Genomic DNA, 12,463 nt, shown 5'->3' with positions numbered 1-12,463 from the left:
GAAGGCGAATTTGTTGTTCACAAAGATCATGGGATAGGGCAGTTTCTAAAGCTAGAAGCTTTAGAAATCAAGGGCAAGCTGCATGATTTTTTAAAGATTTTATATGCCGGCAATGATAAATTATATATACCGGTTGAAAATATAGAGGTAATAAAGAAATACGGTAATGATAATGCAGAGCTTGATAAGCTTGGCAGCGTCTCATGGCAAAGAAGTAAGGCGAAACTTAAAAATCGTATAAAAGAGATAGCACTGCATTTAATACAAATAGCAGCTAAAAGGAAACTTAATAGCAGTGCTGCCGTTGAATTTGACCTTGAAGAATATGATAAATTTTGTGCTAATTTTCCTTTCAGCGAAACAGAAGATCAGTTAACCGCTATCAACGATATTAAAGAAGATCTAAGAAACGGTATGTTAATGGATAGGTTAATATGCGGTGATGTCGGGTTTGGTAAAACAGAGGTAGCAATGCGTGCCGTCTTTATGGTAGCAAAATCTCTAAATGAACATTTACCTCAAGTAGCAGTCGTTGTACCGACGACTATTTTATGTAGTCAACATTTTTCAAGGTTCATAGAAAGGTTCAAGGGTTTTGGTTTAAATATCAAACAATTATCTAGTGTTGTGAGTTCTAAAGAAGCAAAGATTATAAGAGCGGAACTTGAAAGTGGTAAAATAAATATAATAGTAGGCACTCACTCTTTATTACATAAAAATATCAAATTTTTTAATTTGAAGTTGTTAATAATCGATGAAGAACAGCATTTCGGTGTTGGTCAAAAAGAGTTTCTTAAATCACTAAAATCCTCTGCCCATGTACTTGCAATGTCGGCAACACCGATTCCTCGAACGCTGCAAATGTCAATGACCGGTTTAAAAGAACTTAGTATTATTGCAACGCCGCCTCTCAACAGGTTGGAAGTTCGGACGATGGTTATGCTGTTTGATTCCGTTATTATAAGAGATGCATTATTACGCGAACATTTTAGAGGTGGAAGAAGCTTTTATGTAGTTCCAAGAATTAAAGATATAGAGGATATCGAAAAACAATTAAAACACATCGTGCCGGAATTAAGCTATAAAATAGCTCACGGAAAAATGACCCCGAGTAAAATTAATGAGGTTATGAGCGAGTTTTATGCCGGTAAATTCGATATACTAGTCTCAACTAATATTATAGAATCAGGCATTGATATAGCTGAAGCAAATACCATGATTATACATAAAGCCGATATGCTGGGGCTTAGCCAGCTATATCAATTGCGTGGTCGGATAGGTAGAGGTAAAGTACGGGGCTATGCCTATCTAACGGTAGCAAGTCATAAAAAGATGACATCGCACTCCTTAAGACGTTTAGAGATAATACAAAATAGTTGTGCTTTAGGCTCAGGTTTTACTATTGCAAGTCATGATATGGATTTACGGGGCTTCGGTAATTTGATAGGTGAAGAACAATCAGGACAAATTAAAGAAGTAGGTACGGAACTCTATCAAGAAATGCTGGAAGAACAAATAGCTATTTTTAAAGATGAACCTATTGTCTCAGAACAGCTATTTATCCCGACTATTAATTTAGGATTATCCGTCTTTATTCCCGATCATTATATATCCGATTCAGCCCTTAAACTTGGTCTATATAGAAGAATAGGTAATTTAAGCAATGAGATAGAAGTAGAGAAATTTAAAGATGAGATGATTGATAGATTCGGCTCACTACCGATTGAATTTAATAATTTACTTGATATTGTAAAAATAAAGCTATTATGCTTTAAGTTAAACATTGAGAATTTAGATTCAGGAGATAACGGATTTGTGATTAAATTTTATAAAAATGCTGATATGACCGATAAAATTTTGAAATTCGTTAGTACTTACTCTAATCAGGTAAAAATCAAACCGGATAATAAATTAGTATATATTAAGAAATTAGTAGATAAAAATATAATTACTGAGGCAAATCAGTTACTTTGGAATTTATCGGAGGCGTAGACTCGATGTCATTCCTAGCTCTGCGTTGCCTGCGTAGATACCGAGGTCGTCATTGCGAAGAGCGAAGCGACGCGGCAATCCAGTAAAAAATGCTAATTTATAGCATTTTTTACTGGATTGCTGCGTCGAATTACTGCGTAATTCTTTCCGCAATGACGGTAACATTTTTTTAACATAATAAACATGTCCTATAACCTAAAACAATTATTTCAACAATATAAAGTAAAAGGTTTGTCGATTAATTCTAAAACCGTTAAGGAGAATGATGTCTTTTTTGCGATTAAGGGACAAAATGTCGATGGAAATGATTTTATAAATGATGCTTTAAATCAGGCGGCAGCATTAGTCATTACGGACAATGAAAAAAGTGCTACTATAGATAAAATAATCTACGTAGAAGATGTACAAGCAGCTTTATATGAAGCTATAGAAATCTTTTATCCTAAGAAACCAAAGCATTTGATAGCCGTAACCGGTACTAACGGCAAAAGCTCGGTAGTGTCCTATATAGCTCAAACATACTCATTACTTGGAAAAAAAGCCGCATCTATCGGCACGATAGGTGTAGAGATTTTTGGCTACGATAATCTTATAAATGATATGCCGGAATTAACCACACTTGATTATTTAAGCTTTAGAAAAATTGCTCATAATTTAGCTGAAAACAATATAGAATATTTAGCTTTTGAAGCTTCTAGTCATGGTATTAATCAAGCAAGACTTGGGGAAATAAAAGTAAATATTGCATGTTTTACTAGCTTTAGTCAGGATCATCTAGACTATCACTATACAAAAGAAAATTATTTATTAGCCAAACTGAAATTATTTACTGAGCATTTATTACAAAGCGGTCTTGCAATATTAAATTCTGATATAGAAGAAATAGAGTTTATTAAAGATTATCTGTGTAACCATAATATTAAATTTATCACTGTTGGAAAAGAAGGTGATGTACAAATAACTAAAATGAATGGTTCTTTAAAAGGACAAAATATTAGTTTTGCATTTAATAATAGAGAATGTAGTTTTAATACCTCTATAATCGGTAGTTTTCAGGCTAGCAATTTGTTAATTGCCGCTCTTAGCATTCATTATATCGGATTTGATTTTAGTAAAATAATCGAAATTCTAACGCAAGTTAAATCGGTAAAAGGCAGAATGGAACGGATAGATAACACTAATATTTTCGTTGATTATTCCCATACTCCGGATGCTCTTGAAAAAGCTTTAACAGAGCTGAAAAATATTAAATTACGTGATAGTAAGCTAATCGTAGTTTTTGGTTGCGGCGGTAATCGTGATAAAACAAAGAGAGGTCTTATGGGGCAAATAGCTGCAAAACTTGCTGATACCGTAATAATTACCGATGACAACCCACGTCATGAAGATCCAAAACTGATCAGAGCCGAAATCATAAGATGTATAGAGAAAGTGGATTATACGGAAATAGCAAATAGAGAAGAGGCTATTAAATATGGTATAAATAATTTAAAACAAGATGATATTTTATTAATTGCCGGCAAAGGTCATGAAAATTACCAAATTATAGGAGATAAGAAATTACCTTTTGATGATGCTGAAATTGTAAGGAAACTAACGTTATTGCAAGGAAAGGCAAAGCATTGACGCAGCAATCCCATGCCAAAATCCTGAAATTGCCACGCTCCTTACAGTCGCTCGCAATGACGGGTTGGGCATCCACGTGGGTAATGCCATGCGGGAATGACATAAACAAGTCATACAACAACACATAAATAACAACAACATATGATCTGGAACTCTAAAACTTTAAGTGTTGCTCTTGGTATAACAATCTCTAATTCTATCAATTGTAATGAGGTACAATTCAACTCCAAAGATGTTAAAAAAGGTGACTTATTTATAGCACTTAAAGGTAATAGAGACGGTCATGATTATGCTCTAGATGCTATAGATAAAGGGGCGGCAGCCGTAATTGTTAGTAAGCAAGTAGAGATAATAGATAAAGATAAAATTATCTTAGTTGATGATTGTTTTGAAGCTCTACAAAAAATGGCTCTATATAAACGAGAGAATTCAAAAGCTAAATTTATAGCTATAACTGGTAGTGTCGGTAAAACTTCCACTAAAGAAGCATTAAAAGGATTATTACAACATGCTTCGTTAGTTTTCGCAGGTAGAGGCAACTTTAATAACCATTTGGGGTTACTTATTAATCTTGCATCAATGGCTGATGATATGGAATATGCTATTTTTGAGCTTGGTATGAACCATAAAGGCGAGATAAGGGAACTAGTTCAAATATTAAAACCAAATATTGCCGTGATTACTAATATTTCGGAAGCTCATTTAGAGTTTTTTAACTCGCTTGAAGAGATAGCTGAAGCTAAATGTGAGATTTTTGAAAATTTTAGCAAAAATGATATTGCTGTTATTAATGCCGATACTAATTGTTATAGCAAAATATTATCGATATTAAAAAACCTTTATATTGATAGGGTATATAACTTCGGCGTATCGCATAATACACCTGCACAGTTAGTTTTATATGAGAACCTAGGAGAGCAAGTCCACTTAAAATATACGATAAATAATAAATCCTTAGAGATAACTATACCGTTCATTCCTAGGCATTTTGCCAAAAATTATACCGGTGTACTGTTAATTATCGATATATTAGGTAAAGATATAGAGATAGCTGCAAATCACTTAGCAAATATTTATCCTACTAAAGGAAGAGGGGAAATTATCAATATACAAAATTCTCGTGTAATTTGTGATTACTATAACGCAAGTCCCAAATCAATGAAAGCTGCATTAGAATATTTAAAGCAAGTAATGGCTGAGAATAAAACCGTTATAATAGGCGATATGCTAGAGCTAGGGGAAAATTCTAAACGGTTACATGAGGAATTAGTGCCTTATATATTAGATGTCGGTTGTTCTAAGATCTATTTAGTAGGAATAAATACTAAATATATTTATGATTTACTTCCTGCCAAGATAGCTAAAAAATACTTTAAAAATGTTGATGAATTAATTACACATATTACAGATTTATTTAAAGGTAATGAGCTTATCTTAATAAAAGGTTCAAGAGGTATAAAACTTGATAAGATTGTTGATTATTATCAATAAATACACTAGGATATTTTTTAGTATTTTTAACTGGATACCACGATCACGCTACGGGATGACATCGAGTGCGTTTTTCTAGCTATACAATATACCTTAAATATACTTTTTAATTTAAATCTACAAATGTTATACAATCTTTTACTTCCTCACATTCATAATTCACATATAGCTAATTTATTTCACTATATTACTTTTCGTAGCGGTCTTGCTATTATTATAACTCTAAGCCTTAGTTTTATAATGGGTCCGATATTAATAAAATTTCTGCGATCGCTTCAAAAAAACGGTCAGCCTATACGTTCAGACGGACCTGAATCGCATCAAACAAAAGTAGGTACTCCAACAATGGGGGGCATTATGATTATTGTGTCTAGTGGTCTTTCTACTTTATTACTTGCTGATTTAACTAATAAATATATTTGGATTACGTTATTTGGTTTTATTAGCTTCGGTATTATAGGATTTATGGATGATTATGCTAAGGTAACTAAAAATAACCATTACGGGGTCAGAGGCAAAAGTAAGCTTTTACTGCAAGGAATTATTAGCTTAATTATATGTGTTTTACTAGAATATCTAGATAAAAATCCAAGTCATTTACTTAACGTACCGTTTTTTAAAAATTTAAATTTGGGTCTTGGTTATTTTTATATAGTTTTTGCTATATTTGTTATAGTCGGCTCTTCTAATGCCGTGAATCTAACGGATGGGCTTGATGGTCTTGCTACCGTTCCTATTGCTTTTACTGCTGGTTCTTTTGCTTTAATAAGTTATTTAGTAGGAAATCTAATTTACTCGCATTACTTGCAGTTAACTTATATACCTAATACTGGGGAGTTAACAGTATTGTGTGCGGGATTAGTCGGTAGCTGTCTTGGATTTTTGTGGTTTAATGCACAACCGGCAGAAGTTTTTATGGGCGATACCGGTAGTTTAAGTCTTGGTGGTGTACTTGGAATTATTAGCGTCATTACTAAGCATGAAATAGTTTTAGCTATTGTTGGCGGCTTGTTTGTTATTGAAACGGCATCTGTTATTTTACAAGTATATTATTTTAAAGCTACTAAAGGAAAAAGAATATTTAAAATGGCGCCGCTCCATCATCATTTTGAAAAACACGGTTGGGCGGAATCAAAAGTTGTAATAAGATTTTGGATTATTTCAGTTATATTTGCTCTTATAGGCTTATCATCATTAAAATTACGTTAAATATAATATAAATTAACGTTCTCTTTGCTTTTGTACAAGAAATTTACTATAATGTTGACATCAATTTAAGTAGGTGTATGGCGTGGCTAAAGAAATAGATATAAATAAATTATTAGCACAAGAAAATAATGCTTTAAATGCTATATTAAGTCAAGTAAATGAATTATGCACACAAAATAAGAAGTTGCAAGGTTTAATCGAAATACAAAATAAAACTAAAGAACTAGAAAAAGAACACAATAGATCGTTGCCTTGGTTTAAAAGACTTGTAAAAATAGTTTCTAAAGTAAAGTATATTTTTGTAAAAAGTGAAGAACAGTTAACAAATGAAGCGATAAAATATAATAACAAAATATTAAAAGGTATTGATAATAAGATATATAATATAGCGGAAAAATCTGCACCGTTAAAGCAAGAGTTACAAGAAGAAATCGAAAAAAATTTTAAGGCTTTAACAAAGAAAGATTTATCTAAAGAGCAAAGAGAAAGATTATCAGAAGTATATTTTAGCTATAAGAGCAAACCTGAAAGATTTTCAGCTCTACATATAACAAATCCTTTACAATTCATTAAGGCTGAAGAACTAGAGAAACAATATAATTCTTTAAATGCTACAAAACAAAACATCCAAAATTTAATATACGAGAATTCTAATATCAAAGAACTTAAAGCAATACAAAAACAGGTTGCTGAAATTAGAGAAGAAATACCTTATACATTTTTTGAAAAATTAAATAATATTTGGCAAAATGTTAAAAATGTTTTTGTAAATAATAAGGAGAAGGTTTTAGCAAAACACAAAGAAAGTAATACTAGAACAATTAGAAAGATTGATGAACAATTATATAAAACGAAGCATAAATTTGAGGAATTAATTGAAAATAAGGAAAGAAATATTCATGATATAATTGCAAAGTTATCTGGTAATGAAGAGTTGAAAAAGATAGTAAGTAATCTTGCAAATCATATGACTTCAAAAAAGGAGCCAATCTTAACCACCTTGTCCATAGCTAAACCTTTGGAAAATAATATAACACCGCCTCCTCCTTTATCACAAAATAATATTCCATCACCCCCGCCGCCACCACCTTTATCGAAAAATAACATTCCATCACCCCCGCCGCCACCACCACCTTTATCGAAAAATAACATTCCGCCTCCGCCACCACCGCCTATGGCTCCGGCTCAGACTGAGGCATTATCTAAGCCTGTAGGAGTTACTACGGTTAAAAAACCGGAAAATCAACCACGTCCTTCTATAGATACTTCTGATTTAATAAAAGAAATAGCAGGACCAAAAAATCTAAGAAAAGTTGAAAAAATGGATGTTAAGATACAAGATTCTAGAGATTTATTGCTGCAGTCTATAAGAGGTGAACACAAACTAAGAAAAGTTGAATTTGATCCTAATACAGGAAAACCGGTTGCACATTCTCATAGTAAGCCTGCTCAGAATGTTAATAAACCTAATGGTGTTGCATCAATTTTAGCACGCAGAGTTGCTATGGAGATGAGTGATAGTAGTAGCAGTAGTGGAAGTGAAAGCGATAGTGGTAACTGGAGTGATATTAGTGTTAATAGCAATAAACCAAAGGCTCTAAAAACTCGAGGAGAACGAGAGGCTACAAGGACTACGTATGCTCAAAAGATTCTCAGTAATAGGAGTGCACAAAAACCATCATTTGTTAAAAGTTAATCTTTAAGTATGCTTTGTTGTGTGGGGATACCTAAGCCGTCATTGCGAGGAGCCGTAGCAATCCAGAAAATAATGAAAAATTTTGTAAATAAGAATTTTTTACTGGATTGCTTCGTCAATTGCTATACAATTTCCGCATAATGACGATTCGGGGTCTACCTTTTAAACTTCTTAGTTACTTCAACTATTATTTTACCAAATAAATTAGCAGTTTTTAGATTGCCTTGGCTAGGAGCAATATTAGGGGAAAATTTATGGTTAGATTGAGTCATAAGTCCTGACCAGCTGGCAAGGCGGTTAATTTTATCAGGATCAGGCATCTCATGATCGGTAAAATTTGGTGAGCTTTCAGCTTATCCAACCCAAATCATACAATGCTGACTAGTGAAGTGAAATAGCTGTTGAATACTGCATAACTTATCGCCTGAATAAGAAGTAGAATTAGTAAAAGCTGCAGCTATTTTATCTTTCCATTTTTGTTGTGTCCATCTAGTTGAGGTAGCTTCCATAAATATTTTAAATGATCCGGTTAAACTACCCATATAGGTTGGGACTCCAAAAATAATAGTATCTGCATTGTCTAATAAATCCCAATCGATATTATCAGGTTTGTCCTTATTTATTTGTATAATAGAAACATTTGCTCCTGCTTCTTTTACGCTCTTGTATTTAGTTCTTTAGCTACTTTTGCAGTATGACATATCCACTATAATATACGATAGCTACTTTAACCATTTTATTCTCTATATAAATATTACAATTCATTTTGCTTTTAATGGTGTTACCCGCAGGATTCCTATGTCATTCCCGCATAGGCGGAATCTATCATAAAGCGAGATTAAATCGAGCTTTTAACAAGCTTTAAAGTACTGGATTCTTGTCTACGCGGGAATGACATGAACCGGTTCATACTAACCACACCTCTCCTATAAGCCTACAATAAACTCGGCTTCAGTTTTAGACTTTAGTTCCTCAATAGTAACATCGTCAGCCTTTCTAACTAATACCATTTCATCTTTATCAATATCAAAAATTCCAAGATCGGTAATGATTCTGTTAACTACTTTTTTGCCTGTTAATGGAAAACTGCATTCTTTTAATAATTTAGCACCGCCGTCTTTTGCGTTATGTTCCATTATAATAACTACTCTTTTGGTGTTAGCGACTAAATCCATAGCTCCTCCCATACCTTTAACCACTTTACCTGGAATAGTCCAGTTGGCAAGATCGCCTTTTTGTGAGACTTGCATAGCACCTAAAATAGTTAAATCGACATGCGAACCTCTAATCATCCCAAATGAAAAGGCACTATCAAAATAGCTACTTTCAGGTAGAGCCGTGATAGTTTGCTTACCGGCATTAATTAAATCAGGATCTTCTTCTCCTGCGTAAGGAAATGGTCCCATACCAAGCATACCGTTCTCGCTTTGAAATATTACATTCATTCCTTTAGGTATATAGTTTGTAACAAGAGTAGGGATACCTATACCAACGTTGACATATGACCCGTCTTTAAGCTCTTCTGCGGTTATTTTGCACATTTGTTCTTTAGTCCAAGGCATATTTATTGTTCTCTAACAGTTAATTGTTCAATACGTTTTTCATATTTCTCACCTACTATTAATCGCTGTATGAAAATACTAGGTGTATGAATATTATCAGGTTCTAGCTCTCCTACATCGACTATTTCTTCTACTTCGCAAATTGTGATTTTGGCTGCTCCTGCCATGACTGCATTAAAGTTTCTTGCAGTTTTATTGTAAATTACGTTACCGCTTTTATCGGCTTTAAAGCCTTTAATAATAGCAAGGTCAGCTTGAAGTGCTGTTTCCATTATATATTTTTCGCCGTTAAACTCCTTTGTTTCTTTACCTTCTTCAACTATTGTACCTATACCTGTTTTAGTATAAAAAGCCGGAATTCCCATGCACGCTGCTCTAATTCGTTCAGCTAAAGTTCCTTGGGGGTTTAATTCAAGCTCAAGTACTTTATCAAGATATTGTTGCTCAAAAATCTTATTTTCTCCGACATAGGAAGAAATCATTTTTTTTATTTGTTTAGTTTGAAGAAGAAGCCCAAGTCCGAAATTATCAACACCGCAATTATTGCTTATAATAGTTAAATTTTGAATCTTGCTTTTAAGAAGTGCATTTATTAGATTTTCAGGAATACCACATAGACCGAATCCGCCTGACATGATAGTCATGCCGTCATAAAGAAGTCCTTCAAGAGCAGCTTCAGCCGAAGGATAGATTTTATTCATAAATTTTAAATTATTTAATATCTATTATTTAAGAAATTAGGAAGATTTTCAAAAGAAGTCAAGGACATACACAAGTTTGGTATGTTAAAAAAATACTTTACAAATTTAAAATATTATATATCGTAATTACTTATGAATTAATAATAAAAATTAATAATACTATGAAATTAAATAAATTAAATTTAACTATTGCGGCTTGTTTTTTGTATTCATCAACAGTATTAGCAACTACATCAAATATTGATGACGATATAGCAATTCAAGAAAATTCTAAAAAAAATTATAGCTATATATTTACTTATGATAAAGATATGTCCTCAAGAGCGAGTAGCGATGCTGCTATGTCATTGATTGAAGGTTACCGTCAATTAGATGATGCTATATTTGCCGATTCAGATAATATAGCTATGAATATCTTAAGTTATATTACAAGATTTACTGCTACATCTTGGATTATGGTAGGTAATCATGAAATAGGAGGTCATGGAGCAAGAGCAAGAGAATTTAATTTAAAAGTAACAAAATATGAAGTAGATCCTTTTGAGGGTACAACATATTTTAAAGTTGAAGATCTTAATTCTTTGCAAGTTCATAAGCAAATTGCTATGCATACAGGTGGGATTCAAACAAGCTATTTGTTATCTGAAAATATTAAAGATAGATATATGACAAGTAACAAAATTAACCCTACTTACGGTATAGGTTATTTATGGACAAGACTAGATCAGGCAAGTTATATTTTTAGTACTAAGTTTGACGGTAAAGATAAAGATGGTAATGATATAAATGCATATGTGAAAGCGATTAACTCCATATACGGTAAAAATTATATTACTAAAAATAAAATTCGTTCATATGCTTATTTAGATTTATTTGATCCGTTTTTATTCTATTCAGGATATTCATTTATAATGAATCAAGATCTTAATAATATTCCAATGTTTGAGTTAGGAGAAGTGAAATATTTACCTGCGACTAGAGCGATACTTGCTCCATACGGTTTAGAGCGTGGTTTAGTTAACCATTTTGTTGTTGATAATAAATATATTCAAGTTAATATTAATTATGGCAAAAATCAGAAATTTAAGTCTTACAGTGTTGGAGTTAAAGCAAATAAATTAATCGAGTTCGATTTTGGCGGTTTAGGTTTAGAAGCGGCATTTTGGAATCAGCCTAAAATGTTAACCGCTACTCCTTTAAAAGAGAGCTGTAAACAAGGTGGATTTGGGGCAGTTAATTTTGAGTTTAGCTTAAATGAAACATTTAAGATAGTTGGCTCAGGCGGGTACAAAACAGCGGGGTTTCTAGAAGGTATGCCTTTGAAATCTTCAGCTATTCTTAGGGCAGGGTTAAAATTAGATTTATAAGCGTTGCAAAAAACATCATTGTGAAGCGCCCGTGCCAGCGTGGATATCGCTCCGTCATTGCGAGCGACTCAAAGGAGCGTGGCAATCCAGTAAAAATAATAAAAATGCTATGCATTTGACTGGATTGCTTCGTCAATTAATGCGTAATTTCCTCGCAATAATGACTTTAGTATCAATGTAACTATATTGATTCCGAATGACTTTCTGAATCCCCTATAATATCTACTTGTGTTTCGCCGGTAAGATAATTCTTAGAAAATTCACTATGGTAGAGTTTTTGTATCTTTTTGACATATACAATCTTTAATTGCTCCACCTTGATCCATAGCATATATTAAATGCTTCTTGATCTAAATTCATGTAGCGTAAAAGATTATCTACTATTTTTATATTTCCTGTTTTTATTCCTTCATAAAGGTATTTATTATCATCTTTAATGTTATTACCCGTTAAGCGGAGTAATAATAAAGTGTAAACCCCTGTTATTTCTTAAGATTGGATACAATCGTTAAAGCTTTGTATATAATAGAGGAGTGCGGTTGTTCTGAGGGTAAACATATCTTAGTAAGAAAAACTAGGGCGATGATAGGATCAAGTTTAGCGATTTTATAAGACTTTTTTCATCTTTCATCTAATATTATATTGAAGTTAGGATAGGATGTATACTTGGTATATCGATAACATTGGTCATTTCAAACATTAATTTTTTTAAATCTTCTACATTATCTTCATTCATTGCTGTTTGGAATTTACTTCCTAATTCTTCTACAGTATATAAATTTCTTGTGAATTAGTAAACATATTAATCTTTATTTAATG

10 protein-coding genes are annotated in these 12,463 nt (G+C 32.6%); 6 read left to right on the top strand and 4 right to left on the bottom strand.

Annotated features, from left to right (window positions below; all coding sequences use genetic code 11):
• From mfd to rickA, 5 genes are all read left to right on the top strand, one after another.
• Positions 1 to 1,992 (top strand): transcription-repair coupling factor (gene mfd / locus A452_RS0104365; RefSeq protein WP_017208594.1); only part of this gene is annotated, 1,992 nt, incomplete at its 5' end.
• A gap of 183 nt (positions 1,993 to 2,175) precedes the next feature.
• Entirely contained in the window at positions 2,176 to 3,618 is a 1,443-nt protein-coding gene (locus tag A452_RS0104360) for a UDP-N-acetylmuramoyl-L-alanyl-D-glutamate--2,6-diaminopimelate ligase (RefSeq protein ID WP_014412535.1), read from the top strand.
• A 141-nt stretch (positions 3,619 to 3,759) separates the two neighbouring features.
• A complete protein-coding gene (locus A452_RS0104355; RefSeq protein ID WP_014412536.1) occupies positions 3,760 to 5,109 on the top strand; it encodes a UDP-N-acetylmuramoyl-tripeptide--D-alanyl-D-alanine ligase in 1,350 nt (449 codons plus the stop codon).
• A 123-nt stretch (positions 5,110 to 5,232) separates the two neighbouring features.
• The gene (gene mraY, locus A452_RS0104350; protein ID WP_014412537.1) at positions 5,233 to 6,318 is read left to right on the top strand and encodes a phospho-N-acetylmuramoyl-pentapeptide-transferase; all 1,086 of its coding nucleotides are present in this window, start codon (positions 5,233 to 5,235) and stop codon (positions 6,316 to 6,318) included.
• Positions 6,319 to 6,400: 82 nt separating this feature from the next.
• Positions 6,401 to 8,014 (top strand): Arp2/3 complex-activating protein RickA, encoded by a 1,614-nt coding sequence (gene rickA / locus A452_RS0104345; protein WP_014412538.1) that lies wholly within the window; start codon positions 6,401 to 6,403, stop codon positions 8,012 to 8,014.
• Between the two features lie 353 nt (positions 8,015 to 8,367).
• On the opposite strand, the gene A452_RS12060 is transcribed toward rickA, so the two are convergent.
• The 3 genes from A452_RS12060 to A452_RS0104325 form a co-directional block, all read right to left on the bottom strand.
• Entirely contained in the window at positions 8,368 to 8,556 is a 189-nt protein-coding gene (locus A452_RS12060) for a hypothetical protein (protein WP_017208592.1), read from the bottom strand.
• A 384-nt stretch (positions 8,557 to 8,940) separates the two neighbouring features.
• Positions 8,941 to 9,576, bottom strand: a complete 636-nt coding sequence (locus A452_RS0104330) for a CoA transferase subunit B (protein WP_014412539.1) — start codon at positions 9,574 to 9,576, stop codon at positions 8,941 to 8,943.
• 2 nt (positions 9,577 to 9,578) lie between these two features.
• On the bottom strand, positions 9,579 to 10,277 hold the full coding sequence (locus tag A452_RS0104325; RefSeq protein ID WP_014412540.1) for a CoA transferase subunit A: 699 nt from the start codon (positions 10,275 to 10,277) through the stop codon (positions 9,579 to 9,581).
• Between the two features lie 161 nt (positions 10,278 to 10,438).
• On the opposite strand from A452_RS0104325, the gene A452_RS0104320 reads away from it, so the two are divergent.
• Positions 10,439 to 11,644, top strand: a complete 1,206-nt coding sequence (locus A452_RS0104320; RefSeq protein WP_014412541.1) for a hypothetical protein — start codon at positions 10,439 to 10,441, stop codon at positions 11,642 to 11,644.
• Between the two features lie 181 nt (positions 11,645 to 11,825).
• On the opposite strand, the gene A452_RS11130 is transcribed toward A452_RS0104320, so the two are convergent.
• Positions 11,826 to 11,975 carry a hypothetical protein gene (locus tag A452_RS11130; protein ID WP_014412542.1) on the bottom strand — a complete coding sequence of 50 codons (150 nt, stop codon included), beginning with the start codon at positions 11,973 to 11,975 and terminating at the stop codon, positions 11,826 to 11,828.
• Positions 11,976 to 12,463 lie beyond the last annotated feature (488 nt).

Source organism: Rickettsia australis str. Phillips, assembly GCF_000273745.1.
GTDB lineage: Bacteria > Pseudomonadota > Alphaproteobacteria > Rickettsiales > Rickettsiaceae > Rickettsia > Rickettsia australis.
Note: the sequence above shows the minus strand (reverse complement) of the source record. Positions and strands in the feature narration are given on the sequence as shown.

Excerpts from the sequence above, each read along its gene's own strand:
- A452_RS12060 (WP_017208592.1), bottom strand. The coding sequence starts at position 8,556 with ATGGGTAGTTTAACCGGATCATTTAAAATATTTATGGAAGCTACCTCA.
- A452_RS0104325 (WP_014412540.1), bottom strand. The coding sequence starts at position 10,277 with ATGAATAAAATCTATCCTTCGGCTGAAGCTGCTCTTGAAGGACTTCTT.
- A452_RS11130 (WP_014412542.1), bottom strand. The coding sequence starts at position 11,975 with ATGCTATGGATCAAGGTGGAGCAATTAAAGATTGTATATGTCAAAAAG.
- mraY (WP_014412537.1), top strand. The coding sequence starts at position 5,233 with ATGTTATACAATCTTTTACTTCCTCACATTCATAATTCACATATAGCT.
- A452_RS0104320 (WP_014412541.1), top strand. The coding sequence starts at position 10,439 with ATGAAATTAAATAAATTAAATTTAACTATTGCGGCTTGTTTTTTGTAT.
- A452_RS0104360 (WP_014412535.1), top strand. The coding sequence starts at position 2,176 with ATGTCCTATAACCTAAAACAATTATTTCAACAATATAAAGTAAAAGGT.
- A452_RS0104355 (WP_014412536.1), top strand. The coding sequence starts at position 3,760 with ATGATCTGGAACTCTAAAACTTTAAGTGTTGCTCTTGGTATAACAATC.
- A452_RS0104330 (WP_014412539.1), bottom strand. The coding sequence starts at position 9,576 with ATGCCTTGGACTAAAGAACAAATGTGCAAAATAACCGCAGAAGAGCTT.